Source organism: Streptomyces alboflavus (assembly GCF_000716675.1).
GTDB lineage: Bacteria > Actinomycetota > Actinomycetes > Streptomycetales > Streptomycetaceae > Streptomyces > Streptomyces alboflavus.
The window spans coordinates 1-24,520 of sequence record NZ_JNXT01000092.1; the positions used below are offsets into that span (position 1 = coordinate 1).

Below are 24,520 nucleotides of genomic sequence, written 5' to 3' on the forward strand. Positions count from 1 at the left end.
ATCTGCACCCGCTCGTCGGCAGGCACGCAAACCGACCATGTCGTGATCAAGGTGCCCAAGCTGTCGCAGACGTAGGCATGGTGAATGTCGTCCAACAGCTGGGTGGGCCGGCTGGAGGGACGCAACGTTGCGTTTGTGCGCTTGTTGACCTCGTCGGGGGTGCGGCGGCTGGAAGGGGCGTCGCTGTTGACGTTCGAGGTGCCGTCACTGCGCCTGGAGGGTGGCCGTTACTACACGGGGCGCCTCGCGGCGGCGGTCACGCGCTCCAAGAAGGCCCGTACCTACTACGTCGAGGCTCATGTGGTGGGCGATATCGAGAGCTACGTCGAGTCCTCGCGCGCCGACGCCATCCGCACGGCCCAGGCCCGGGGCCGGTACGACGGTGTGCGGGACATGCGGCTGATCACACGGGTGAGCCGGGGCCTGAAACCGACGGTGTACTGGCGCGACCGCCAGGGTGTGACGGGCCGGATCGCGCTGACGGAGGCCACCTGGGACGAACGGATGACGTGGTACACCGAGGGCCCGGCCGGGGTGGAGCCGTTGTGGCTGTGGCTGAACGAGTTGGGCCTGCCGTTCCAGCCGCATTCGTGGAACAACGTCTTCACGGCGGCGAACCAGCGGTGCCGGGCGGTGCTGGATCCGGGACCGGAGCGCCGGCTGGACCCACACCGCAGCCTAGCCCCGTATGCGACGCCGCATTCCTGCCGGCACAGCTTCGCCCTCTACATGCTGGTGATCTTGCACCATCTGATGGACCAGCGGTTCGGGCTGAGTCCCGAGGAGCGGCGGGACTTCCGGCTGCTGTACGGGGATCCGTGGCGGATGGTGCAGGACCTTTTGGGTCATGCGTTCTTGGAGACGACCCGGGAGCGGTATCTGGCTCCGGTCGCCGACCTGCAGCTGCGGTCGTTGCTGTCCACCGCGCCCGTGTTCGGTGAAGGGGAGCACCCTGCGCGGGAGATGGATGAGGTGTTCGCGTGTCTGGCCCGGGAAGCCGAGGGCATCCAGGACATCGACGCCAAGCTGCGGGTCACCGAGCGGGCGGATCGATGAGTCGGCGCGGGCGCACGGCGCCGCTGCCGACAACGCCGGTGCGCAGGCCGCCGGTTGCGGTGGGCGACGGCCTCGTCGTCGAGCACCGTGACCGAACGGGAGCGGTCGCGGTCTACGACTTCCGTACGCTGCCGGGCTCAGAGGCCCTGCGCCGCTCGCTGGCCCGCCTGTTCGCCGCGCGGTGCGTGCCGAGCCGGTGGACCTCTCATCACAGCAGCCGATACTTCTGGCATCCCTTGCAGGCGTTCACCGCGTACCTGGCCGTGCTGGACACCCCGGTGGGCGACCTCGACGAACTGACCGCGGGGGTGTGGACGCAGTGGCGGCTCAGCCAGCCGAACACCCGGCTCGGCTACCGCCAGATCACCACTGTGCGGGGGCTGTTACTGGACGATGCGCGGCTGTCCGCGGCGGCGCGGGAAGCGCTCGCCCGCCGTGTCCTGTTCCCCGGGACGAAGGAAGTGTCCTTCCAGGGCGCCGAGTTTGACGCGATCGTCATGGCGGCACGGCGGGTGTTCCGTGCCGCGCATCTGCGGATCACGGATAACGCCCGCCACCTCGCCCAGTGGCGCTCGGGGGTGCTCGCTCGCGGCAGCGAGGCATGGCTGCTGGGTGAGGCGCTGGACTGTCTGGCCCGAACCGGTGAGGTGCCCCGGGATACTCGGGCTGGCCAGCGCGGCCGGGTGCTCGCCCGCTATGCGCGGGTGCTGGGCGGGCAGAAGCCCGAGCACACGTGGCAGCGGCTGTTTCTGACCCGGATGGAGACGGTCGCGCTGGGGGTGCTGCTGCTGGCCGAGCACGGCTGGAACCTATCGGTGATCAACCGGTTGAGGGTGCCACGAGCGGCCCCGGACGCCGGCAGTGACGGCCCGCGGATCTACCGGGTCGAGCTGGAGAAGCACAAACGGGGCGCCGGCCGGTACTTCGAGACCCGCAACCTCACCGACGACGGGGCCGCCTCTCCCGGGCGGCTCATCACGCAGGCGCTGGAGACCACCGTGTTCGCCCGCGCGGCCGTGCACGTCCTGAGCCCCGGCACGGACCGCTTGCTGATCTGGCGCTCCGGAAAGGCCCCGCTGGACGACCGCCCGCAGCGCGAGGCGGGCAGGAGGTCGGGGATCGGGGTGTTCGGGTTCGGGATCTCCGGCGTTACGGCCCATCGCTGGGCGACCCAGCAGGGCTTTGCTTGCTCGCCGTTTCGCCGGGGGCGGCGGACGGTGAACACGCTGCACCGGCGGGAGCCTGGACAGAACAGCCAGGCCACCCACGACCGCGTCTACGCGCTGGCCGATCCCCAGGTCCGCCAGGCGGCGATCCCGGTCATCGCCGAGGCTGCCGAAGCCGTGGTGGCCACGGCCCGCGCGACCGTGTTCGCCGCCGAACTGCGCACGGAAGCCGATCCGGGCGACCAATCGACCGTCACCGCCGACTGCCATGACGTCGCCAACAGCCCCTATCCCGGCCCAGGCGGAGGCTGCTCGGCCTCCTTCTTGATGTGCCTGGCCTGCCCCAACGCCCGGATCCACCCCGCCCATTACAGCCGTCTGGCCCACCTGCACCACGCGCTCGGCAACCTGCGCACCGCCCTCGAGCCCGGCGAGTGGCAGCGCCAGTGGGAGGAGGGGCACACCCGTCTGGAACACCTCAAGGGCCAGCTCGGCGCCGCGGTGTGGACCCGCGCCCTGACCGACGTGAGTGACACCGACCGCCACCTCATCGCCCTGCTGCTCAACGGAGACCTCGACCCGTGACGGCCACCCCAATTCCTGCTCCGGCCCTTGTTCTTCCCGGCCCGGACACTCCCGTCATCCCCGCCCACCGGATCGTCGACGGCTACCGCGGCCCCATCGCGCACTACGCGGCGCCGGCCTGGCCGCTGATCCCCATGAACGCCAACCCGGGCGTCACGCACACCACCATCCACTGGCCTGCGTTCCCCGGCCCGTTCCGCGAGGAGCTGCGGCTGGCCGCCTGGACGATGATCAACGGCGAGCTGCCCGCGGTGTTCCTGCGGGAGCGCCATCCCACCTGGCGCTCCCGCCAGGCACCCAAGGCGCTCTACCAGACGATCAACACCTGGTGCCGGCTGGCCGGATGGCTCACCGGCCGGGGCATCACCACGCTGAGCGCCTGCACCACGCAGGTGCTGGGCGAATACGGCCGGCACGTGCGCGACAGCGGGGCGGCCCGCATCACCGTGCACAGCATGCTGTCGTCGCTGACCCGGCTGTGGGTCTTCGACCAGATCAGCGGCCGTCCCAGCGGCATCGCCTGCCCGCCGTGGGAAACGGAGGGGGTGGACGATTTCCTGCCGCCGGCGACGCCGGGTGGCGAGAACGCCACCGAGGCGATCAGTGAGCAGACCATGGGCCCGCTGCTCGTCTGGGCGATCCGCATGGTCGAGGAGTTCAGCGACGACATCCTGACCGCCTGGGCCGAACACAACTGGCTGCGTGCGACGGCCGCCGCGAACATCGCCACGCCCGCCTCACGCGCTGCCCTTCGGGCCTTCATGGACCGCATCGACGCTGGCCGGCTGCCGATTCCGACCACCCGGTGGCTGGGCCGAACCACCATCGCGGGCGCCTATATCGCGGCCCTCACCGGCGCCTCCCTGAATCAGGTCTACAACGCCACCCGCGATCTCGGGTGGCGGCAGGCCGCCCGGGAGCGTCCCGGCCCGTGCCCGCTGCGCGTCCCGGTGGCCGGCCAACTCGGCGGCACGCCGTGGAGAGAAGCCCTCGACTACACCGAAGCAGGCTTCCTGATGCGCCAGTTGGGCACGGCGTGCTTCATCGTCATCGCCTATCTGACCGGGATGCGCCCCGGCGAGGTGGCCGGGCTGCGCAGCGGCTGCTGCCCCGACCCACGGCCGGACAGTGCGGGGCGCACCGGGCGGCACTTGATCACGAGCACGGTGTACAAGACGGCCCGCGACAAGGACGGCAACCACCGCTCTGAAGGCGAGATCCGCGACGTCCCCTGGGTGGCCATCGCCCCCGTAGTGAACGCCATCCGGGTTCTGGAACGCATGGTGCCCCAAGGCGAGTTGCTGTTCGATCACCACGCCCACGACCTGCGCGGCACCCGCGCCGGCACCGGTTCGCTCACCGTGCACAGCCTGGGCGTCCGAGTGGAGGACTTCATCACCTGGGCCAACCAGGAGGCAGCAGTGCGCGGGCTGGCCGGTGAGGTCATCCCACCGGACCCGCACGGCAGGATCGGCACCGAACGCTTCCGCAGGAGCCTGGCCTGGCACATCGCCCGCCGCCCCGGCGGCCTGGTCGCGCTCGCCATTCAGTACGGCCATCTGCGCACGTCCGTAGCGGCCGGGTACGCCGCTCGCAGCCGGGACGGCATCCACGACCTCCTCGACGTCGAGACGGCGCGCGCCACCATCGACACCGTCGCCGACCTGAACGCCGCGCTCGAGGAGGGCGCCGGCATCTCCGGGCCCGCCGCCCGCCGGGCCATCACGGCCGCCGCCACCGCACCCCAGTACACCGGCACAGTCATCACCGCGCGGCAGGCCCGACAGCTCCTCGCCAACCCCCAGTTGGCCGTCTACGACAATCTCCATGCACTGCTGATGTGCGTCTACAAGCGCGACAAAGCCCTGTGCCACCGCGGCCTCAAGGAGGCTCCCAGCCTCAACCAGTGCGTCCCCGGTTGCGCGAACATCGCCCGCACCGATCAGCAGGCCACCGGCCTCCGCCTGCGTGCCACCGCGCTGGACCAGCAGGCAGACTGCGTCCCCGGCCCGCTGGGCGAGCGCCTGCGCGACAACGCCACCCGGCTGCGCGGCCTCGCCGACGCCCACCACCGCACCCGCACCACTCTCCAGGACGGCACGGCATGAGCCCCGCACCCGACGAACGCGCCCGTATCCGCGCGGCCATGGACCGCATCCTTGGGGGAACCGCGCAGCATTCCACCGGCGCGCTGACGATCGTCGCCCTGGCCCAGGAGGCCGGCGTCCCGCGCAACGCGCTCACCCAGCGCCACCTCGACCTCAAGAACGCCTTCTACGCGCAGGTCAGAGCCCGCGGACAGACACCGGACTCCGAGATCCGCCTGCGCCGGCAGATCGTCAAACTCAAGGAACTCCGCGCCAAAGACGCCGCCGAACTCGCCCAGCTGCGCACCGACGTCGCGCAGCTGGTGCGCGTCGTCAACCAACTGACCGCGCACAACCGGCAGCTGCTCCATGCCCTGTCCCAGCCCGACTCTTCGGTCCGGGCGCTGCCGACGCAGCCGTCCCCGGGCCGCAGTCGCTGAGCGCTCCCGGACGGGCACAGCGCCCACTGGTTAGACATCCCTCTATGTTGACGTCCATCGATCCAAGAGGCAGTCTTGTTTCCACAGACATCGATACAGCTGGAGGAGTTCCCCATGAGCGAGCAGTCCGATCTGCGAGAGACGGTCCGCGCCGGCTATGCCGCCGCTGCCCTCAAGGTCAGCCAGGGCGGCACTGCGTGTTGCGGCTCCGAGGCGGTCGAGATCGACGAGAACTTCGGGTCCGGTCTGTACGGGTCCGATGACCGCGAGGCGCTGCCCGCCGACGCGGTTGCCGCCTCGCTGGGGTGCGGCAACCCCACCGCGGTGGCCGACCTGCGCGAAGGCGAGCGCGTGTTGGACCTCGGTTCGGGCGGTGGCATCGATGTCCTGCTGTCCGCGCGCCGGGTCGGGGCGAGCGGCAAGGCGTACGGGCTGGACATGACCGAGGAAATGCTCGCGCTCGCGCTGGCCAACAAGGAGAAGGCCGGGGCGAGCAACGTCGAGTTCCTCAAGGGCACCATCGAGGCGATCCCGCTGCCCGCGAACACCATTGACGTGGTGATCTCCAACTGCGTGATCAACCTGTCCGTCGACAAGCCCGCCGTCTTCGCGGAGATGTTCCGGGTGCTGACCCCGGGCGGGCGGATCGGCATCTCGGACGTCGTCGCCGAGGACCACCTCAGCGCCGACCAGCGGGCCGAGCGTGGCAACTACGTGGGCTGCATCGCGGGCGCCCTCTCGTTCAGCGAGTACCGGCAGGGCCTGGAGGCGGCCGGGTTCACCGATGTCACCGTCACTTCGACCCACCAGGTCGCCGACGGCATGCACTCCGCCGTCGTCCGCGCGACGAAGCCCGCCACCGCCGACCTCCTGCCACTCGTCGAGACGGCCGGAGCGGCACAGGGCTCGTCCTGCTGCAGCTGACCCGCATCACCCCCGTATGCCGAAGGGCCGCACCCCCAAGGGTGCGGCCCTTCGCGTGCGCGCGGCGGCCGGGTCAGATACGGGCCGGGGTCAGGGCCTGGTCCCGGTCGGCGAGTTGGGCGAGGTAGCGCTCGGCGTCCAGGGCGGCGGCGCAGCCGGAGCCAGCGGCGGTGATGGCCTGCCGGTAGGTGTGGTCCACGACGTCTCCGGCGCCGAACACGCCTTGGAGGCTGGTGCGCGTCGAGGGGGCCTGCACCGTGAGGTAGCCCTCGGCGTCCAAGTCGAGCTGGCCGGTGAACAGTTCGGTGCGCGGGTCGTGCCCGATGGCGATGAACAGCCCCGTCACGTCCAGGTCGCGGGTGGCGCCGGTGGAGGTGTCACGCAGGACGACGCCGGCGAGCATGCCGTCCTTCTCCTTCAGCTCGGCGATCTCGCTGTCGAACGCGAAGGAGATCTTGTCGTCGGCGAAGGCCCGGTTCTGCATGACCTGGGAGGCCCGCAAGGTGGAGCGGCGGTGCACGACGGTGACCGAGCGGGCGAAGCGGGTGAGGAAGGTGGCCTCTTCCATGGCGGTGTCGCCGCCGCCGACCACGACGATGTCGCGGTCCCGGAAGAAGAAGCCGTCGCAGGTCGCGCACCAGGACACGCCCCGGCCGGACAGCTCGTCCTCCTTGGGCAGTCCGAGCTTGCGGTAGCCGGACCCGGTCGCGATGATCACCGTCTTCGCGCGGTGGACGGTGCCGGCGGAGTCGGTGAGGAGCTTGATGTCGCCGGTGAGGTCCACCTCGACGATGTCGTCGTCGACCATCTCGGCGCCGAACTTGTCGGCCTGGGCCCGCATGTCCTCCATCAGGGCCGGTCCGTCGACGCCGTCGGGGAAGCCGGGGAAGTTCTCCACCTCGGTCGTGGTCGTGAGCGAGCCGCCGACGAAGATGGAGCTGCCGAACAGCAGGGGCTTCAGTTGGGCGCGGGCGGTGTAGAGGGCGGCGGTGTATCCGGCGGGGCCGGAGCCGATGATGACGACCTCGCGTATCTCGCTCACGCCGTCGCCTCCGGCTTCGCCGGGGCGATCTCGGCGATCAGGCCCTCGACGAGGGTCTTGATCTCGTCGCGGATCGGGCGGACGGCCTCGACGCCCTGTCCGGCGGGGTCCTCGAGCTTCCAGTCGAGGTAGCGCTTGCCGGGGAAGACGGGGCAGGTGTCGCCGCAGCCCATGGTGATGCAGACGTCCGATTCCTTCACCGCGTCGACGGTGAGGATCTTCGGTACCTCGGCGGAGATGTCGATGCCGACCTCGGCCATCGCGGCGACGGCTGCCGGGTTGACCTGCTCGCCGGGGTTGGAGCCGGCGGAGCGGACCTCGACGCGGTCACCGGCCAGGTGGGTCAGCCAGGCGGCGGCCATCTGGGAGCGGCCGGCGTTGTGGACGCAGACGAACAGGACGGACGGCTTGTCGGCCATGGTGATCGTTCTCTCTCGTCGCAGGGCGGAACCCAGCCGCCGATGACTTCAGCCCCCGCTGGTATCAGCGAGTGGTGATGTGACAGTATCAGTGCATGCTGACTTCAGTCGATCCTGATGTGATCCGGGTGCTGGGCGATCCGCTCCGCCTGAAGATCGTGACCCTGCTGGCGCGCGAGACGCTGTGCACGACGCACCTGGTCGAGGAGACCGGAGCCAAGCAGACCAACCTGTCCAACCACATGAAGGTGCTGCGCGAGGCCGGGATCGTGGAGACCGAGCCCTGCGGCCGCTTCACCTACTACAAGCTCAAGCCCGAGGTCCTGGCCGGCCTGTCCGAGCAGTTCGCCGAACTCGCCGCATCCGCCCGCACCGCCACCGAGAACAAGAGGGCCTGCCCGTGACCTCCACCGAGCCCACCACCGCCCCCGCTCCGACTGGCAGCGGGGACGACTCGATCGTCAAGAAGCTCTCCACCCTCGACCGCTACCTCGCGGTGTGGATCCTGCTCGCCATGGCCGTCGGCCTGGGCCTGGGCCGTCTGATCCCGGGCATGAACGACGCGCTCGCGAAGATCGAGATCGGCGGTATCTCCCTGCCGATCGCGCTGGGCCTGCTGGTCATGATGTACCCGGTGCTGGCGAAGGTGCGCTACGACCGGCTCGACCGCGTGACCGGCGACAAGAAGCTGATGGTCTCCTCGCTGGTCATCAACTGGATCGTGGGACCGGTGGTGATGTTCGCCCTGGCGTGGATCTTCCTGCCGGACCTGCCCGAGTACCGCACGGGATTGATCATCGTTGGCCTGGCCCGCTGCATCGCCATGGTCATCATCTGGAACGACCTCGCCTGCGGCGACCGCGAGGCCGCCGCCGTCCTGGTCGCCCTCAACTCGGTCTTCCAGGTGCTGGCGTTCGGACTGCTGGGCTGGTTCTACCTCGACCTGCTGCCGCGCTGGATGAACCTCGGCGACGGTCAGGGGCTGGACGTGTCGGTGTGGCACATCGCGCTCAACGTCGTCATCTTCCTGGGCATCCCGCTGCTGGCCGGGTTCCTGACTCGCCGCATCGGCGAGCAGAAGCTGGGCCGTACCGACTACGAGCAGAAGTTCCTGCCGAAGATCGGGCCGTGGGCGCTGTACGGGCTGCTGTTCACGATCGTCATCCTCTTCGCCCTCCAAGGGAAGACGATCACCTCCCAGCCGGTCGACGTCATCCGGATCGCGCTGCCGCTGCTGGTCTACTTCGCCGTCATGTTCTTCGGCACGTTCCTGCTCGGCAAGGGCCTGGGCCTGGCCTACGACCGCACCGCGACGCTCGCCTTCACCGCGGCGGGCAACAACTTCGAGCTGGCCATCGCGGTCGCCATCGCCACCTTCGGCGTCACCAGCGGGCAGGCCCTGTCCGGCGTCGTCGGCCCGCTCATCGAAGTCCCGGTGCTGATCGGCCTGGTCTACGTCGCACTCGCCTGGCGCAGGAAGTTCGCCCCCGACGCGGTGACGACGGCCCCATGACGCGGCACACGGATGTGGTGGTGGTCGGCGGCGGCCAGGCAGGGCTCGCCGCCGGCTACCACCTGCGCCGCCACCGCCTCGACTTCGTGATCCTGGACGCGGAGGCGGCGCCGGGCGGGGCCTGGCAGCACATGTGGGACTCCCTGCACCTGTTCTCCCCTGCCCAGTACTCCTCGCTGCCCGGTCGGCTCATGCCCGCCCAACCGGGCGAGACGTACCCGGATACCGGACACGTGGTGAACTACCTCGCCGACTACGAGAAGCGCTACGACCTGCCCATCCAGCACGGCACCCGCGTGGACGCCGTACGCCGCGACACAGACCGGCTCCTGGTCGAGGCGGACTCGGGCACGTGGCGGGCCCGCGCGGTCATCAGCGCCACCGGCACGTGGTCGCGGCCGTTCCTGCCCGCCGTCCCCGGCCGATCCGTCTTCACCGGACGGCAACTGCACACGGTGAACTACCGTTCTCCGGCCGACTTCGCCGGACAGCGCGTCCTTGTGGTCGGTGGCGGAAACTCCGGCGCCCAGATCGCCGCCGACCTCGCTCTCGACGGCCAGGTCGAGGTGACCTGGGTGACGCAGCGCCCGCCGCGGTTCCTGCCCGACGACATCGACGGCCGCGCCCTGTTCGACGTCGCCACCGCCCGCCGCCGCGCACTCGAGGCCGGCCGCAGCGACACCGGCGGCGTCGCCTCGCTCGGCGACATCGTGGCCGTGCCGCCCGTCCGCGCCGCCCGCGATGCTGGACTCCTCACCGCACAGCCGATGTTCACCCAGCTCACCGCCACCGCTGTCCGATGGGCCGACGGCAGCACACGGGAAGCCGATGCGGTCATCTGGTGCACCGGTTTTCGTCCGGCCCTGGCCCACCTCGCCCCGCTGAACCTGCGCGGTGCGCGCGGCCACATCCCCACCGACGGAACCCGGGCTCTGGGCGAGCCGCGGCTGCACCTGCTCGGGTACGGCGACTGGACCGGCCCGGCCTCCGCGACCCTCATCGGTGTCGGCCGCCCGGCCAGGGACGCGGCCCGCGAGATCGCCGCCCTCATGTGAGCTCTGGCAGTAGAAGCAGTGCTGCTGCCTCTGGCCCGCCCGGCTCGTGCCGGGCGGGCCAGGGCTCTCGGCTAGGCGGCCTTGACCCGATCATCGAGGACGCCTGCACCCTCGCCGTCGCGCCGGTGCCTGGCTAGCTGATGGCTGGGCTGCGACGCTCGACGAGGACGACGTCGCGCCAGACCCCGTGATGACGACCGATCCGCTCCCGGGTACCGATGACTCGGAAGCCCGCGCGCTCATGCACGGCCAGGCTGGCCGTGTTCTCGGGGAAGATCCCGGACTGGATCGTCCAGATCCCCGCCTGCTCGGTGGACTCGATCAGCGCCTTGAGCAGAGCCGAGGCGATACCGCGTCCTCGCGCTGCGGGATGCACGTACACCGAGTGCTCGACGACTCCCGCGTACGCACACCGGTCGGAGACCCGAGTCGCGGCAGCCCAGCCCAACACCGCGCCGTCGGCGTCCACGGCGGCGAAGCGGTGCTCACGCAGTTTCGCCGCGTCGAAGACGTCCCAGTCCGGCGCGGCGGTCTCGAACGTCGCGTTGCCCTCGTCGATCCCCGCCTGATAGATCGCCAGGACCGCCTCGGCGTGCGCGGCCTCCAGCGGCACGATGACGACGGACGCCGGAGCGGGGTGTGCGGGCATGGCCGGCTCCTCCTGGGGGCGGGTCACCGTGCAGCGGTGGTCAGCAGCTGGCCCATCGCGACCAGCACGCTGGGCTCGACACGGTAGTAGACCCACGTCCCGCGCCGCTCGGAACTGAGCAGACCGGCGTCCTTGAGCTTCTTCAGGTGGTGGGAGACGGTCGGCTGCGAGACACCGACGTCGGAGATGTCGCACACGCACGCCTCGCCGCCCTCGTGCGAGGCGACCGCGGAGAACAACCGCAGACGGATCGGATCGCCGAGCGCCTTGAACATCTTCGCGGTCCGCTCGGCCTCCTCGGCCGTCAACGGGCGCTCGTTCAGCGGCGGGCAGCACGGCGCCACCGCCCCATCCGGCTGGTTCAGGACCGGCAGCTCCACCACACTCGAATTCGACATGCGTCAATATTGACATCCATCGAAGAGGTAGGGCAAGCTCTGAGGCGTCAAGGATATCGACAAACGTCGAAGCAGAAGATCGACGGCACCCTGCCAATGGAGCACCCGATGAACGAGCACACCCTCGCCACCACCCTGCCGACCGTGGTCATCGGCGCCGGCCCGATCGGCCTGGCCGCCGCCTCCCAGCTCATCGAGCGCGGCATCGAGCCGCTGGTCCTGGAGGCCGGCGACGCCGCGGGCAGCGCCGTGCGCGAGTGGTCGCATGTCCGCCTCTTCTCCACCTGGGCCGAAGTCGTCGACCCCGCCGCCGAGAAGCTCCTGGCCCCGACCGGCTGGGTCAAGCCCGACGGCGCCACCTACCCCACCGGCGGCGACTGGGCCAGTAGGTACCTGCAGCCGCTCGCCGAAGTCCTCGGCGACACGGTCCGCTACGGCGCCCGCGTCACCGGCGTCTCCCGCACCGGCCGCGACCGCGTGGTCGACGCCGACCGCGAGCAGCAGCCCTTCACCGTGCACGTCCAGTTCGCCGACGGCCGCGAGGAGCGCCTCCTGGCGCGTGCCGTCATCGACGCCTCCGGTACATGGTCGACCCCGAGCCCGCTCGGCGGCGACGGCCTGCCCGCCCTCGGTGAGCGCTCGGCCGCCGACCGCGTGTCCTACCGCGTGCCCGACCTCAAGGACCCCGCCGTTCGTGCCCGTTACGCGGGCAAGCGCACCGCCGTCGTCGGCTCCGGCGCCTCCGCCTTCACCGCGCTCGCCTACATCGCGGACCTGGCCAAGGAGGTCCCCGGCACGCACGCGGTGTGGATCCTGCGGCGCGGCATCTCCGGTTCCACTTTCGGTGGCGGCAGCGCCGACCAGCTCCCCGCCCGCGGTGCCCTGGGACTCGCCGCCAAGGCCGCGGTCGATGACGGATACGCGGACGCGGTCACCGGCTTCCGCACCGCCGCCGTCGAACGCGACGGCGACCAGATCGTCCTCGTCGGCGAGGACGGCCGCCGCCTGGACCCGGTCGACGAGGTCATCGGCCTGACCGGCTTCCGCCCCGACCTGTCCTTCGTCAACGAACTCCGCCTCGGCCTCGACGAGCGCCTCCAGGCCCCCGTCGAACTCGCCCCGCTCATCGACCCCAACGTCCACTCCTGCGGCACCGTCTACCCCCACGGCGTCAACGAGCTCTCCCACCCGGAAACGGACGTCTACCTGGTCGGCATGAAGTCCTACGGCCGCGCCCCGACCTTCCTCGCCATGACCGGCTACGAGCAGGTCCGCTCCATCGCCGCCGCCCTCGCCGGCGACCAGGACGCCGCCGAACGCGTCGAGTTGACCCTGCCCGAGACCGGAGTGTGCGGCGGTGCTGGCCTCTTCGACGAGCCCCAGACCGAGGCATCGGACGGCGGCTGTTGCGGCGCACCGGCAACCCTCCAGATCGGAGTGGGCGCTCCCGCAACCTCCGGCGGTTGCTGACCCAAGCACAACCTTCAGCACGCGCGGGGCCGCGACCGGAGCAGGGGACCGGTCGCGGCCCCGCGCTGCGCTCCCGGCCAACGAATCCGTGCGCGCGGCTTCAACACGTAGAACTTGACAGGGAACGCACCTGGGAGGACTCCACGACCGTCGCGAATCACGAGTCTCTGACCCTGCGCGCGGTCTTCGACCACGATGCCGAAGGCCGGGACACGAAGTGGACCTTCGCGGCCTACGAGACACCGGTCAGCGACCGCCTGTGGCACGGCACGGCTACCGCCTCCACACCCACCGCGATCGTGAGCGCGCTGCTCGACGCGGTAGCCACCGAGAACGCTTGGGGCAGCGGCCTCTCCCCCACCGCTCCCGAGGCCGCCATCACCGAGGCGACCAGTCCGCTCACCGAAGCGGACTGGAAGCACACCGTCGACGGGCGCTACATCACTTGGGAGGCCCCTGGTCCCCAGGTAGGCGGCGTTCAGTTCGACGCCTTCGCCGCCCAGAAGGCAGACAGCCCGCTTCTCACCTGGACCATCTGGGGCGGCCACTCCATCCACCAACCGGCCTGGGCACTCCACCTGTCCGCGAAGGCCCCAGCAGCTCTGGTGCAGTACCTCACCTTCGAGATGGCCGAGGGTCAAGGAACCCGCCTTGTACGACCGGCAGCTGACGGCCCGGCGCTCCGCACCGCTCAAGCCCCTGCTCCCGTGGCTGCATTGTCACCGGTCGTGCAACGTCTCGGGCGCAGTCGATGAGCCTCCCTCTGTGCAGATGATGATGCTTTATATCGGCCCCGACATCATCGCCGCCGTTGGGAGCTCTGCTACGCCCCGTCGCGCGCCACGATGACGCACCCTCATGGTGCTACGTCACCTGGGTGATATTTGATGTGCCCTCTCGGTTCCCGGCCTCAATCACGCGCCGCGCAGCGCTAAGGTTCACCTGCGGCATGACCACCGCTCCCCGGAGACCCTTCGGCCCATTCCTCCAAGCTCGGGTGAACCGGTCAGTCATCGAACGGAACCGTACGAACTCGCATCGGATCTCGACCTGTCAGACGCCTTGGGCCGGGGCGTTCAGGAGAGCCATGCCTGCTGGCGAACAATCCGTTCAGTCCGTTGCCCTACGCCGCCGCCAGTACACCGGCGAGACATTCCAGCAAGCTCGTCGGGCCATCGACCGGCTAGGTGCCGGTGCAGCACCAATCCCTGCTCCGCAAAGCCCCGCCCAAGAGCGGCTGGAGGCACGTGTATTCCTCAACCTGCTGGAGCACCGCAACCACTACACCCGATATCCCCTCGGCATCAAAGCGGTCCAGCCCGCTACGGACGGCATCACCCTCCACGTGGAGAGCGTAGAACGAGCCGCCGAGATCCTCTTCGCCCTTCTCCCCGTCCACTCACCGGGCGAAGAAGTGCACGGCCTGCCTGGTCTGCGCATCATCAATCGGCTACAGTCCGCGATCGAACTACAGGTGCTGAACCAACCGACCCGGCTTCGCCTGCGTGGTCTACCAGCATCACAGTGGCATCACGCAGAGCAGATCACGCTCTCCAAATGGATCGATCCGGACGCCACGCAGCTCTGTTGGCGCACGGCGCCAAAGACGTGGACCCCAGCCGAGCGCGAACACATGACCGTATGGGAAGACGACTCCGATCCCTTCATCCGGATGTGCCTGCGCGGGAGCTGGCTCGGCAGCGCACTTCTGCGCCGCGCAGCCCTGCTCCACACGGTGGCCAACACCTACTTCGTCGACGGCTACCGCGGATCCGGACTCACCGCGATGAGATGGGTCATGCGGTCCTCGCACGCCCCTCAGCACGGGCCGGGCGCCCGCCATGCCGTCGCCGCACTGCTAGCCCCCGGCTACGGGCTACCGCTGCGGCTGATCAGATTCCGCGGTGACACCGACGAAAGCTACGGCAGCGACCAACACTTCGTACTCGAAGACTCCGCCAAGACCGCCAGACTGGAGCTGCAGGCTTCCACCGAGAGGCCATCGGAGTTCCTCAGCCCCGAACTATGGAAGACAATTCTCCGCAGAATTCCTGCATCCCCGCCGAGCGACGAGCTACCTCACGTCGTCACGATCAGCCTGGGCAGCGTCAGCTAGTCAGGAACTCCGGTCGATCAACCGCCCACAATGGACATAAGATCGACTGTCTGGGTGAACCATCGGCACGGTCGCGACCTGATTCCCTGCGTTGCACTAACATCCAGCGCAGGGCTTGGCGAGGTCCTACTTGCGCAGCGCTCACCCGACGGGGAACTGTGCGATGAGCCAACTCGGCTGGCATCGCGTTTCAGTTCAGCTTGTGCCTCACGGAAGCGCACCGCGCGACCTGGGTCGGGACAGGAACGCGGAGCGGAAAGACAACCGTGAAACGCACTCGCCTCGAACGCCGCGCCGAAAAGCTCCAGGTAGCCACCGGACTGGACTGGGCAGAAGCCCTGAAGCGGGTCAGAAGGCTGGCGCCCACTGCGCCCCTGATTCCCGAAGCTCAGGAAGAACAAGCCATCCTGGAAGGATACTTCCTGAAGCAGCACGCCTGGCCGCTCATCTCGACACGGAACCCCTGGGGTATCTGCTCCACGGACCCTCGTCCTGACGCTCTTGTCCTCACATTCGAGGATGAAGACGCCAATCGCGAGTTTCCTGGTGAATCGATGGCAAGGGAACTGGTACGCCTGTTGCCTCGCATTTCCGAAGGAGAGTTGCGAGGCATTCCAGGGGCCCGCTTCTCTATCGAGGACGGCACCATTGTCCTGCGCAGAGTCAATCTACCGGGCTCCATCATTCTGGCCGGCGTCGACGTCGAGGACTGGATCACCGCCCTCGAACTCCAGACACGGGACTACGACTCGGACGGCATTGTGATGTGCCAGGCCGAGGCCCCCGACCAGTGGCACAGCAGTGAAAAGCCGTATCGCAGCACGAAAGCACACACCGTGCATGCCCGCCTCAACCGTCTGCTCAGTTCCTCATCCTGGGTGGCCAGCGGCATGCTGCGTCGCGCGCCCCTTCTACGCACGATCGGCGTTCCCCTGAGCACTACCGCTTGGAGCAACCTGGACCGGGATCACGGAGGCCATGAGTGGATCATCGACTACATCCACGAGCCGCTGGTACGGGTGCCCTACCATCACCAAGCCTTCATCAGCTTGCTGACGGACCCGGAGTGCGGGCTGCCGATCACGGTGACGGACCTGGACTGCGGATGCGACCTCCCACCCGACCGCCTCTACGGATGCCGGGTCTACGCCCACAGCCCCACAGGCCGCCCCGGCGGACTGCAGGTTCGCTTCTCGCACCGCCTTGGCCGCAAGGCCCAGCGCGACACCACTGACCGGGACTATGAGGCTCGACGACGGTTGCACCGGCGGCTGTCGGCGCATCTGAGGAACGACTCACTTCGCCGACTCCACACGGAGGGTGCTGGCGCCAAGCGGAGTGGAGAACTCGGCGATACATAGCACGGGATCCCCGGTTAGCGAAACCGGGGATCCCCCGCACCATTAGTGGTCCACCGCCATTCCCTGCCCATCACGTCGAAAGGCAATACCACCACGACAGCCCCCAACTCCACACTCCACTTGGGCCCGCACGCCCACGACAGACCTCTATCCCGCGGCGTAGCTGAGGCGCAGAAGGTCGCCGGCGCGCTCCAGGTCCCGCTCCGTACGGAGCTGCAGCTCCAGGTCGCCGGTGCCATGGTGGCCAAGCCCTGTCACGTCCCGGGTGAAGCCGGGGACGAGGTCGACCTCCTTCGGGTCGGCCTTGAGGTAGACGAGGATCTTGGTCTGCTGCGGCACGCACACGCTGGCGAAGTTCCGCAGCCGCCGGTAGGCGCGGTACTGCTTGCGCTGCACCCGGGTAACGCCGTCCCCGAGCCCGACCAAGACTTCGTCGACCGCCTGGGCCAGCTCGGCCATCGCACCGCCCTGCTTCCGATCCGGCGGCAGCCCGGCCGCGCGGCGCCGTACCCGCTTGGCCTCGGCCGAGTGCCCGGTGACGGAGGCCACGGTCTCAAGGCCGAAGTGGTCGCTGCCGAAGTACCGGTAGCGGACCAGGTCGATCGAGCGCCGGTGCTCGCGTACGGCGTGCGCGTCGTAGCGGGTGAAGTCGCCAGCCACACAGATCAGCCGAGGTGCGCTCCACAGAATCTGGGACGCGGCCGTCACCCCGAGCCGGTCGCGGACCAGGTTCCGGAAGGCGTCCTTGTGATTCGTCAGCCAGGCCATGTAGTAGAGACCCTGGTTGATCACCCCTGCGTCGGTGCCGCGCTTGTACTCGACGATCACCGGGGCCCCATTCTCATCGAGGCCCAGCGAGTCGATCCGTCCGCCGTCGACGCAGTCGATGACGTACTCGCTCGCGAGGAACGTGACGCCCAGCATCGCCTCCATGTGCGCCTCGACAAGATCCTGCACATCCGCCTCGACCGCAGCAAGATGCGCGCTCACTTCCTTGACACCACCTGCTGTCTTGAACAGCTTCAGGACCGCCACTCCCCCTTCATGATCTCGGTGCCACACGAGAACAGCACTGAGCGCAGGGATATTTCCGCAGCCACGGCTCCCTTCGTCCGCGCCCGTCTAGCATGAGGAGTCGCCGCCAAAGCACAGATCCGTTTTCACGCAACCCTGCTGCGCCTTCGGGCCAGAAGTTGGGAATAGGAGCCCCTTTGCACGACGAAGCCGAAGCTGCCCGCAACAACCTTCCAGAGCAAGCGCATCAAGCAGGCGCCCGTGCGCCGCATGAGGGGCCTTCAGCCAGAGATATCGAGGCCCTTCTCACCAACGAGGCCATCCCGGCACACGTGCGCTCCCTTGTCGGACTGCTCTGGGAGGGCAACGTAAAGCTGGACGACGCTCTCGCGTTGAACGTGGGAGACGTCATCCCCACCAGGCGTGAAATCCCCATCAGCGAGCAGACCCTCCGGCTGCTGCAAGAGGCCATCGGCGACCGTGAGCAAGGCCCCCTGTTCGCCACCCCCTCGGGCCAGCGAGTGAGCCGCAGGGCTATCTCAACTCAGGTGCGGAGTACCACTCGGCACTCCGCCCACGACATCCGGCTCGGCGGACACCGTGACCGCCACAGCGGTCCGCGCCGAAGCTCTCGCTGAACACGTGAAAGCCGCCCCTGTTCCCCAGGTGACCTGGGGAACAGGGGCGGCTTTCATGCGCCTGACGCCTCATCAGAAAGTGCTGCGAACGTGCGTCATACGTGCGTCACGTGCGTCGCTCGTGCGTCGCTCGTGCGTCAAGATATCGCCCGTAACGCCCACAACGCACATAATGCACACCAGGCGAAACTGCAGGTCAGCGGCCCTTCCCGGCGGGCTCAAGGATCGCGACGCACTCGACATGATGGGTCATAGAGAACAGGTTGACCGTCACAGTCCCTTCCCCTCTCAAACAGACACCCATGGCAGCGGCTCACCGTGGCGATGGTTCCGCCGCTCGGCGGCCCTGACCCGGTGCGGATGACGCAGGCCAGGCCGCTCCAGTCCCGGGTGAAGATGACCTGGGCCCGTGTCGCGCCCCGTAGCGTTCCACGTAGTCGGTGACGCCGCCGCTGACCGGGGAGACGGACAGCAAGTTCTTGGCGGCCCGGGTTCCGCTGACGGCATGGCTCGCGGCGCGCGCGTCTGCCGCCACAACCCAGAAACCTCCACGGCGTTGCGATACGCGAGTTCAGCAGCGAGGCGCTCCCTGTGCGCCGTGTCGTGGGCCTCGGAACCCAGCGGCTGACTCCTCGCTTGGTCTCGCAGTCGCCAGACTTCCGCCACTTCCTCGCCTCGCCGGTAGCCGATCACATGGGGGGTGCCGTCCCGGCGAGTGAAGACCGGAGTGGAGTCGTGCAGGCAGAAATACTCGTTGGCCCGCCCGGGCTGAACAGGATCCAGCCTTCCACCGCGAGCTGGCCTACCGGCGGGCAACGCCATGCACCTGACATGCCAGAGCTCCAAAGTGCGCTCAGGGCTCATACCCTGACGGGTAGTGTCGCCCGTACAGAGCGCGGCGATACCCACTCGTCCCGCGCGTAATCCATCCGTTGCGCAAATCCCCGTGCGTGACCGCAGCCGACGCCCGGCCAAGGCGGCACCTCCCGCGCCTCGGCCGGGCGCCGTGTAGCCGACGGGCGCCCCCGGAAGCACCCGTCGGCCGTCCATTTGATGCAAAAGCCACCAGAGGCGCCGGGTCACACGTCCGCGGTCGCCTTGATCCAGTCCCGGTACAGGGCGATGTTGGTGTAGCCGCTCCAGCTCCCGGTCGGCTTCGTACCCACCGCGCAGACCCCCGCCTGAACCCACTGCCCGGTCGCGGGACTCTGCACCATCACCGGTCCGCCGGAGTCTCCGCCGGCCACCGCGCCGTCCCCCCCGAAGCAGAGCACGGCGGGCCGGGCGTCTGTGCATTCGGTCTGGGTGATGGTGCCGTTGGCGTGCTTGAGCCCGACGGGCAAGGGGCCGGACCAGTCGGAGTTCTCGGAGCCCCAGCCGAAGATCTCGGCCGTCTCACCTTGGGCGATGTCCTCGGCTCCGGCCAACGGAGCGTAGGTGGTGCTGACTTCGTGGTCCAGCTCAATCAGCGCAATGTCGTTGCTGGGCCAGTCGTAGTCGGGGTGCCGTACGACGCGGACGCCGTTGGCGGTGGTGCCGCCCTGCGTGCGGTCCAGGGAGCCGATCCGCACCTGGGGAGTATCGCCTTCGTTGATGCAGTGGGCTGCTGTGAGCACCCAGCGGGGCGCGATGAGACTGGCCGTGCAGAAGTGGTTTGCACCGCCCAGCGATGCGATCCAGGGCTTCTCCTCGGTGGCAGGCGCACCGCCGACTATGCGCTCATGGACGCCCGTTGAACCGACGGCGGGGCGGTCGTCGGCTGAGGCTGCCGTCGGAACGCTCAGGGCTCCGGCTGCCAGCGCGAGGGCCGCTGCGCTCAGCAGTGACCGGGTGAGCAGGCACGGTCTTGTACGCATGAATCTTCCTTTCGTTGTCGATCCGCAACGATGTACGGGCCAAGTCGTCGCAGTTCTGGCTCGCCTCGGCGCCGTCCTGGGAGTGAGCCCCATGGCGTCCAGGCAAGCGCCGCCTCACATGCGCGAGGACGCGCGTGTAGCCACCTCCCGCGTCCTCCGGCGGGCATCACCTGCTGGTTGAGGAAGTCATCGCGGTCCTGCTGGACCACGCGGCTGTCACTCGACGATGTTGAGCAGCCTGTTCGGAGAACCTGGCCCCGGGTTGCCCACGACGTCAGAGGCTGCGCCCTCGGTCAGGGCGGAGGCGACCTCGTCGGGTGTCGCGTCGGGATGACCCGCCAGGTACACGGCTGCGGCGCCCGTGACGTGCGGGGAGGCCATGGACGTGCCGGACATGATCTGCGTGGCGTCGTCGCCCGTGTTCCAGCCGGCAGTGATGTTGACGCCCGGGGCGTAGAGGTCCAGCACCTCCCCGTAGTTGGAGAACTCGGCTTGGCTATCGGCGTCATCGGTGGCACCCACGGTGATCGCCTCAGCGACGCGTGCGGGTGACTGCCCCCCTGCGTCGGTGCTTTCGTTTCCGGCGGACACGCTGTATGTCACGCCTGCGGCAATGGAGTTGCGCACAGCTTGATCGATGGCTTCGTCCGCGTCGCCGCCCAACGACATGTTGGCGACCGAGGGACCGGAGGCGTTCGCGGTGACCCAGTCGACGCCCGCGACCACGCTCTCGGTGGTACCGGAGCCCTCGTCGTCGAGCACCCGGACGCCGACCACCTTGGCCCTCTTGGCCACGCCGTAGGACTCGCCCGCTACCGTGGTGGCCACATGCGTACCGTGGCCGTCGCCGTCCTGGGCCTCGTTGTCGCCGTCGATGGTGTCGATGCCGTCCTCGGCACGGCCGCCGAAGTCTTGGTGCGTCTTATGGACACCGGTGTCGATGACGTACGCGGTGACACCTTCGCCGCCCGCGTCCGGATAGGTGTACTTCTGGTCGAGCGGCAGCTCGGGCTGGTCGATCCGGTCCAGACCCCAGTTCTCGGGGTTCTCCTGGGTGGCGGACTTCTTGACCCGTTGGTTGGCATGGACCTTGTCGACGGCCGGATCGGCCGCGAGCCTCTCCGCCTCCTGGTCGGACATCGCCACCGAGTAACCCTTAAGGGCATGGGTGAAGGTCCGCTTCACCTTGCCCCCGTAGCTGGTGACCACTGACCTGCCTGCTGCCGAGTCCGCCTTGGACGCGGACTTCTTGAGGGTGACGATGTAGGTGCCCTTGACCGCGGTGGCTGACTGCGCGCCGACGATCGTGCCCGCCGGGGGCGCGGCGTCCGCGGGCAGGGCCCCCAGCGTGCCGAGAGCCGCGGCGGCGACCGTGGCGGAGATGCCGACAGCGACCTTCTTACGCACTACTGCCATGTCTGGGATTCCTTCTTGTGTGGGGGGGGGACAGCCTTGGGTGGGGGACGGCGCTGGGAACATGCCTTGCTCCGGCGACAGGGTGGTCACTGACAACACGGAGCTGATGCGTCGTCGCGGCCGAATGCGCGCTCAGCGCCTGACCTGCCAGCTCAGCTCGCCGGTCATGAGCTTGCGCAGCTTCGGGTCGCGCACCGCCTTGTTGGGGTCGGTTGCCCGCGCGGTGACGGTGTGCGAGCGGCCGTCGGCGGGCACCTTGAGGGCGCTGGGGGTGACACTGCTCGCGCCCCGGGCCTGACGAGCCTCGCGGCCGTCGACGTACCAACGCAGCCGCGTGTGCTGGGACGCCGCGACGCGGATCCGCTCCGCGCCGTGCACCCGCTCGTCGGTAGGCGTGACTTCGGTGAGGACCGGTGCGTGCTTACGGAAGCCCGCGATCATCGCCTCGCGGCCGGGCAGGTTGAACTCGCGGCCCAGCGTGCGCATGATCGAGTCCTCGGTGGGGCGGTTGATGCCGTGCGCGTGATATCCGCCGCCCTCGTACGCGCCGACGGTGCCGCCGTCCGGCGACTCCTGACCGAGCCAGCGGTGCCACTTCGCCCGCTGTGCGGCCATCTCGTCCGCGCTGAGCTTGCTGGTGTTGGGCTCCGCCGGCTCGGGGCCGGTGTAGGTGCTGTCGTCGTACCAGTACTCGTCGGCGAGCTTGCCGAACGAGTGGCCCGTCTCGTGGACGGCGACCTGGTCGGAGTCAGGGTGGTCGGAAGAGGCGGTGCCTATGCCGTCGTAGCCCGACGGTGAGGTGATGGCGTTGTAGCCCGCGCCGCCGTACTTGGTGGAGTTGCTGAGCACGATGACAAGGTCGGAGTCCTCGGCCTTCGACGCGTACCCCTCGACCTTGTTGGTGTCGACGCACAGCAGGCGCTCGATGTTGTTGCAGAAGAAGGTCGAGCTCAGCGCAGTGTTCTTCTTCACGTCGACCGTCGGGTCACCCGAGACACCGGAGTCCTGCGAGTGCGCGTCGACGGCCCAGACATTGAACACGTCCTCGTACTCGGCGTACGGCTGGACGGCGGCCATCTCCTTCCACTTCGTGCGCACGTCGGCGTGGAAGTCCTCCTGCTGGCCGGCGGTATAGCCGTCGCCGATGAAGATGACGTCGACCTTGGCGTCGGTCGGCCCCGCCTCCACGATCGGCACGACATCGCCGTCGTCCTTGATCGTGGACCGCTCCTTCGCCGTGAGCGGGGCGGAGGCGGGTACATGCGTGTGGCGGGGGTGACCATCGGGACGGGTGAAGTATTCGACTTCGACGTGATCCGTGGAATGGGCCGAGTGCTGGCCGTCCGGTCGAGCGGATGGAGGGCCGTCGCCCCCGCTCTGGGCCGCGGTCGCGGCGATCGGAGCCGTGCCGGCGAGAGCCGCCGTCAAGGCGATTCCGCCGGCCACGGCCAGACGCTTGCGGGATATGCGGGACGCATGTCTGCGCACGGGAGATCTCCCAAGAGGCAGCGCGCACCTGGAGATACCAAGTCCGCGACATGAGTGGGGGGTTAGAGAGCCAGAGAAGCGATATGGCGAATACGCCGCCGCCAAGGACATGACATTCGGTCGAGCCGGACCACAACGGCAGGGGGGACGCCTACGCTGTCCGAACGTCCACTACCTCTACTGCCTGTTCCAAGGCCTCGTGCAGACGGTGCGCGGAGTGGGGCGGGGGGGGCGCCTGCTCCCGCCCCGGGCCGCGGCCGATGCGAATCCGGGCCCTGGCAGCACCTTTCGCCGCCAGGGACCAGATCGCGGGTCACAGCTCAGCGCTTGCGGGACATGCAGGGCACACCCCGGCGCACAGCAGCATGGAGAGACGGCGCGCGCCTACGCACTCCAACTCACCGCGGCGGGTGGTCCAGGCAGGATCAGTTCGGCAGTTGCCACTTCTGGTTGGGGCCCCCAGGGAACCCGAACGTCAGTCGACTGCTGTCAGCGAAATCCGGCATCAGGCAACCTCCGAAGGCACGCAACTCGCGAACCTCCATCCCGCTCCACAGAGGCGCGCTCGCGCAGTCTTCCAGCCGGACCGTGTTGTCCTGCGCGACCCCTATGCACTGGCCCCGTGCGCTCTCGATCCGGCGATCCTGCCGAATGGTCCAGGTCTGCGCGTCGCCGCCGCGGCAGTCGGCGAGCTTCACCACGCCGCCTCCGGCGACGTTCAGGCAGCGCCCGGTGCCTTCATTGACGATGCTGCCCGCGCGAACGCTGTCGCCGACGGCTGCGGCGCCCGGCGCGGTGGCCACCGTGACCAGTGCTCCGGCTCCGAGTACGGAGAGGGCGGCGGAGACGAACTTCCTCTTACTCATGACAACTCCTTGATGGGTGCGGTTCCAGGCAGGACGTCCTGCCGTGGCCATGTGGTGAGGTGAGTGGGCGTCGCTGAGCTCCATCGCGGTGCTCACCGCGAAGCGAGCGGCCCCGAGCGCACGATGCCGGTGCCGACGCGTGTAGTGGAGAGCTGCCGACGCGGCCTCAGGGTTGGGCGTTCGGCGGCACGGATGTGATGGTGCGCACGCGCCTGGCCGTCCAGTCCAGCGTGCTGCGGACGTCCTCGGCCCAACGGCAACGGAGCAAGCGGCAACGGAGCGAGATGCCGCGGCACCAACGCTTCAACACCCCGTCCAATGTGCCGAGTTGTTGAAACGCGTTGACGTGATGGGAGACCTTAGGGAGCAAACCTCGGTTGGTCAACCGCACCGACGAGGCCGCGTTGCCCCCGGGCGAGGTCAGGCATCGGAACCGACAGCTTGACCAGGGACGGAAGGGGCTGCCCATACTTGCGACCGCGCGACAGAAACACACATGAGTCAACAGTCGTCCACTCGGCCGTCACTTGGAGAATCCCCTCCCTCCGCGAGCGACATCTGACACTTCATCAAAATACTGATGCCGCCTGAGCCTTCCCATCACAGTGTGACGTGTGACATTTTATGCGCCACACCCGCACACCGAGCACATCGGCCGGAACGCGGCGTGTCCTTCATCCACCGCACGGTCCGCCTCCCTCATAGCTGCACCCTCGTGCGACTGCCGACCGATCGGAGATCACCTTGATACAAGGGCCCCGTGCGCCCTCGGACCGTGGCCGCCCTGCCGTGGCGCAGCAGTAGCAGCCGCCCAACTGACAGTGAGTCACTGAGCGTGACCGCGAGCGAGCCCCCTACCTCCTTGCGCGCCTCCACGCCGCTCACACGTCCCCTCCGTGCTCGGAAGGATCCCCCCACACCGTGCTCACCCCCCACCCCTCACCCCCCACCCCCTTAACCC

Annotated in this window: 21 protein-coding genes; 12 read left to right on the forward strand and 9 right to left on the reverse strand. The window is 68.8% G+C overall.

The window, feature by feature from the left end; genetic code table 11:
- Positions 1 to 84 precede the first annotated feature (84 nt).
- From OO63_RS38715 to arsM, 5 genes are all read left to right on the forward strand, one after another.
- Positions 85 to 1,056: a site-specific integrase gene (locus OO63_RS38715; protein ID WP_157854128.1), complete on the forward strand. Its 972-nt coding sequence runs from the start codon at positions 85 to 87 to the stop codon at positions 1,054 to 1,056.
- Between the two features lie 59 nt (positions 1,057 to 1,115).
- Entirely contained in the window at positions 1,116 to 2,807 is a 1,692-nt protein-coding gene (locus tag OO63_RS38720; RefSeq protein WP_051811640.1) for a hypothetical protein, read from the forward strand.
- The gene (locus OO63_RS38725; protein ID WP_033264884.1) at positions 2,804 to 4,915 is read left to right on the forward strand and encodes a hypothetical protein; all 2,112 of its coding nucleotides are present in this window, start codon (positions 2,804 to 2,806) and stop codon (positions 4,913 to 4,915) included. Before OO63_RS38720 ends, OO63_RS38725 begins: the two co-directional genes overlap by 4 nt.
- Complete coding sequence (locus tag OO63_RS38730; RefSeq protein WP_030363538.1) at positions 4,912 to 5,334, forward strand: hypothetical protein; 423 nt, start codon at positions 4,912 to 4,914, stop codon at positions 5,332 to 5,334. Before OO63_RS38725 ends, OO63_RS38730 begins: the two co-directional genes overlap by 4 nt.
- Positions 5,335 to 5,448: 114 nt before the next feature.
- Positions 5,449 to 6,258: an arsenite methyltransferase gene (gene arsM / locus OO63_RS38735; protein ID WP_051811642.1), complete on the forward strand. Its 810-nt coding sequence runs from the start codon at positions 5,449 to 5,451 to the stop codon at positions 6,256 to 6,258.
- Positions 6,259 to 6,331: 73 nt separating this feature from the next.
- On the opposite strand, the gene trxB is transcribed toward arsM, so the two are convergent.
- Positions 6,332 to 7,300, reverse strand: a complete 969-nt coding sequence (trxB, locus tag OO63_RS38740) for a thioredoxin-disulfide reductase (protein WP_030363540.1) — start codon at positions 7,298 to 7,300, stop codon at positions 6,332 to 6,334.
- Positions 7,297 to 7,719 (reverse strand): arsenate reductase ArsC, encoded by a 423-nt coding sequence (locus OO63_RS38745; RefSeq protein WP_030363541.1) that lies wholly within the window; start codon positions 7,717 to 7,719, stop codon positions 7,297 to 7,299. The genes trxB and OO63_RS38745 overlap by 4 nt, the downstream gene beginning before the upstream one ends.
- A 95-nt stretch (positions 7,720 to 7,814) precedes the next feature.
- Here OO63_RS38745 and OO63_RS38750 point away from each other — a divergent pair, with 95 nt between their 5' ends.
- Genes OO63_RS38750 through OO63_RS38760 form a run of 3 tightly spaced genes read left to right on the forward strand, consistent with a single transcriptional unit; the run spans position 7,815 to position 10,287 of the window.
- Positions 7,815 to 8,123 (forward strand): ArsR/SmtB family transcription factor, encoded by a 309-nt coding sequence (locus OO63_RS38750; protein WP_030363542.1) that lies wholly within the window; start codon positions 7,815 to 7,817, stop codon positions 8,121 to 8,123.
- Positions 8,120 to 9,232: an ACR3 family arsenite efflux transporter gene (gene arsB / locus OO63_RS38755; RefSeq protein WP_030363543.1), complete on the forward strand. Its 1,113-nt coding sequence runs from the start codon at positions 8,120 to 8,122 to the stop codon at positions 9,230 to 9,232. Before OO63_RS38750 ends, arsB begins: the two co-directional genes overlap by 4 nt.
- Positions 9,229 to 10,287, forward strand: a complete 1,059-nt coding sequence (locus OO63_RS38760) for an ArsO family NAD(P)H-dependent flavin-containing monooxygenase (protein WP_030363544.1) — start codon at positions 9,229 to 9,231, stop codon at positions 10,285 to 10,287. Before arsB ends, OO63_RS38760 begins: the two co-directional genes overlap by 4 nt.
- A 133-nt stretch (positions 10,288 to 10,420) precedes the next feature.
- Here OO63_RS38760 and OO63_RS38765 read toward each other — a convergent pair whose 3' ends face one another.
- Together OO63_RS38765 and OO63_RS38770 are read right to left on the reverse strand one after the other, a co-directional pair.
- A complete protein-coding gene (locus tag OO63_RS38765; protein ID WP_030363545.1) occupies positions 10,421 to 10,936 on the reverse strand; it encodes a GNAT family N-acetyltransferase in 516 nt (171 codons plus the stop codon).
- Positions 10,937 to 10,959: 23 nt separating this feature from the next.
- The gene (locus tag OO63_RS38770) at positions 10,960 to 11,334 is read right to left on the reverse strand and encodes an ArsR/SmtB family transcription factor (protein WP_030363546.1); all 375 of its coding nucleotides are present in this window, start codon (positions 11,332 to 11,334) and stop codon (positions 10,960 to 10,962) included.
- A gap of 108 nt (positions 11,335 to 11,442) precedes the next feature.
- On the opposite strand from OO63_RS38770, the gene OO63_RS38775 reads away from it, so the two are divergent.
- The 4 genes from OO63_RS38775 to OO63_RS38795 all read left to right on the forward strand — a co-directional run bounded on the left by OO63_RS38775 (position 11,443) and on the right by OO63_RS38795 (position 16,281).
- Positions 11,443 to 12,804 (forward strand): NAD(P)-binding domain-containing protein, encoded by a 1,362-nt coding sequence (locus OO63_RS38775; protein WP_030363547.1) that lies wholly within the window; start codon positions 11,443 to 11,445, stop codon positions 12,802 to 12,804.
- Entirely contained in the window at positions 12,798 to 13,559 is a 762-nt protein-coding gene (locus OO63_RS44285) for an SPDY domain-containing protein (RefSeq protein ID WP_158798952.1), read from the forward strand. Before OO63_RS38775 ends, OO63_RS44285 begins: the two co-directional genes overlap by 7 nt.
- 332 nt (positions 13,560 to 13,891) lie before the next feature.
- Complete coding sequence (locus OO63_RS45770) at positions 13,892 to 14,920, forward strand: hypothetical protein (RefSeq protein WP_157854129.1); 1,029 nt, start codon at positions 13,892 to 13,894, stop codon at positions 14,918 to 14,920.
- A 266-nt stretch (positions 14,921 to 15,186) separates the two neighbouring features.
- Entirely contained in the window at positions 15,187 to 16,281 is a 1,095-nt protein-coding gene (locus tag OO63_RS38795; RefSeq protein ID WP_157854130.1) for a hypothetical protein, read from the forward strand.
- Positions 16,282 to 16,428: 147 nt separating this feature from the next.
- On the opposite strand, the gene OO63_RS38800 is transcribed toward OO63_RS38795, so the two are convergent.
- The 5 genes from OO63_RS38800 to OO63_RS38825 all read right to left on the reverse strand — a co-directional run bounded on the left by OO63_RS38800 (position 16,429) and on the right by OO63_RS38825 (position 23,559).
- On the reverse strand, positions 16,429 to 17,316 hold the full coding sequence (locus tag OO63_RS38800; RefSeq protein ID WP_031192822.1) for an endonuclease NucS domain-containing protein: 888 nt from the start codon (positions 17,314 to 17,316) through the stop codon (positions 16,429 to 16,431).
- A 1,696-nt stretch (positions 17,317 to 19,012) separates the two neighbouring features.
- Positions 19,013 to 19,789: a S1 family peptidase gene (locus OO63_RS38810; RefSeq protein WP_051811644.1), complete on the reverse strand. Its 777-nt coding sequence runs from the start codon at positions 19,787 to 19,789 to the stop codon at positions 19,013 to 19,015.
- A 216-nt stretch (positions 19,790 to 20,005) separates the two neighbouring features.
- On the reverse strand, positions 20,006 to 21,205 hold the full coding sequence (locus tag OO63_RS38815; RefSeq protein WP_031192824.1) for a S8 family peptidase: 1,200 nt from the start codon (positions 21,203 to 21,205) through the stop codon (positions 20,006 to 20,008).
- A gap of 132 nt (positions 21,206 to 21,337) precedes the next feature.
- Positions 21,338 to 22,693 carry a M64 family metallopeptidase gene (locus tag OO63_RS38820; protein WP_030363688.1) on the reverse strand — a complete coding sequence of 452 codons (1,356 nt, stop codon included), beginning with the start codon at positions 22,691 to 22,693 and terminating at the stop codon, positions 21,338 to 21,340.
- A 425-nt stretch (positions 22,694 to 23,118) separates the two neighbouring features.
- Entirely contained in the window at positions 23,119 to 23,559 is a 441-nt protein-coding gene (locus OO63_RS38825; RefSeq protein ID WP_030363689.1) for a ricin-type beta-trefoil lectin domain protein, read from the reverse strand.
- Positions 23,560 to 24,520: the final 961 nt, after the last annotated feature.

What these genes read in the sequence shown, in the direction of transcription:
- OO63_RS38825 (WP_030363689.1), bottom strand. Translation starts at nt 23,559, where the DNA reads ATGAGTAAGAGGAAGTTCGTCTCCGCCGCCCTCTCCGTACTCGGAGCC.
- OO63_RS38810 (WP_051811644.1), bottom strand. Translation starts at nt 19,789, where the DNA reads ATGCGTACAAGACCGTGCCTGCTCACCCGGTCACTGCTGAGCGCAGCG.
- arsM (WP_051811642.1), top strand. Translation starts at nt 5,449, where the DNA reads ATGAGCGAGCAGTCCGATCTGCGAGAGACGGTCCGCGCCGGCTATGCC.
- OO63_RS38775 (WP_030363547.1), top strand. Translation starts at nt 11,443, where the DNA reads ATGAACGAGCACACCCTCGCCACCACCCTGCCGACCGTGGTCATCGGC.
- OO63_RS38750 (WP_030363542.1), top strand. Translation starts at nt 7,815, where the DNA reads ATGCTGACTTCAGTCGATCCTGATGTGATCCGGGTGCTGGGCGATCCG.
- OO63_RS38815 (WP_031192824.1), bottom strand. Translation starts at nt 21,205, where the DNA reads ATGGCAGTAGTGCGTAAGAAGGTCGCTGTCGGCATCTCCGCCACGGTC.
- OO63_RS38770 (WP_030363546.1), bottom strand. Translation starts at nt 11,334, where the DNA reads ATGTCGAATTCGAGTGTGGTGGAGCTGCCGGTCCTGAACCAGCCGGAT.
- OO63_RS38765 (WP_030363545.1), bottom strand. Translation starts at nt 10,936, where the DNA reads ATGCCCGCACACCCCGCTCCGGCGTCCGTCGTCATCGTGCCGCTGGAG.
- OO63_RS38760 (WP_030363544.1), top strand. Translation starts at nt 9,229, where the DNA reads ATGACGCGGCACACGGATGTGGTGGTGGTCGGCGGCGGCCAGGCAGGG.
- OO63_RS38715 (WP_157854128.1), top strand. Translation starts at nt 85, where the DNA reads ATGTCGTCCAACAGCTGGGTGGGCCGGCTGGAGGGACGCAACGTTGCG.
- OO63_RS38745 (WP_030363541.1), bottom strand. Translation starts at nt 7,719, where the DNA reads ATGGCCGACAAGCCGTCCGTCCTGTTCGTCTGCGTCCACAACGCCGGC.
- OO63_RS38730 (WP_030363538.1), top strand. Translation starts at nt 4,912, where the DNA reads ATGAGCCCCGCACCCGACGAACGCGCCCGTATCCGCGCGGCCATGGAC.
- OO63_RS45770 (WP_157854129.1), top strand. Translation starts at nt 13,892, where the DNA reads ATGCCTGCTGGCGAACAATCCGTTCAGTCCGTTGCCCTACGCCGCCGC.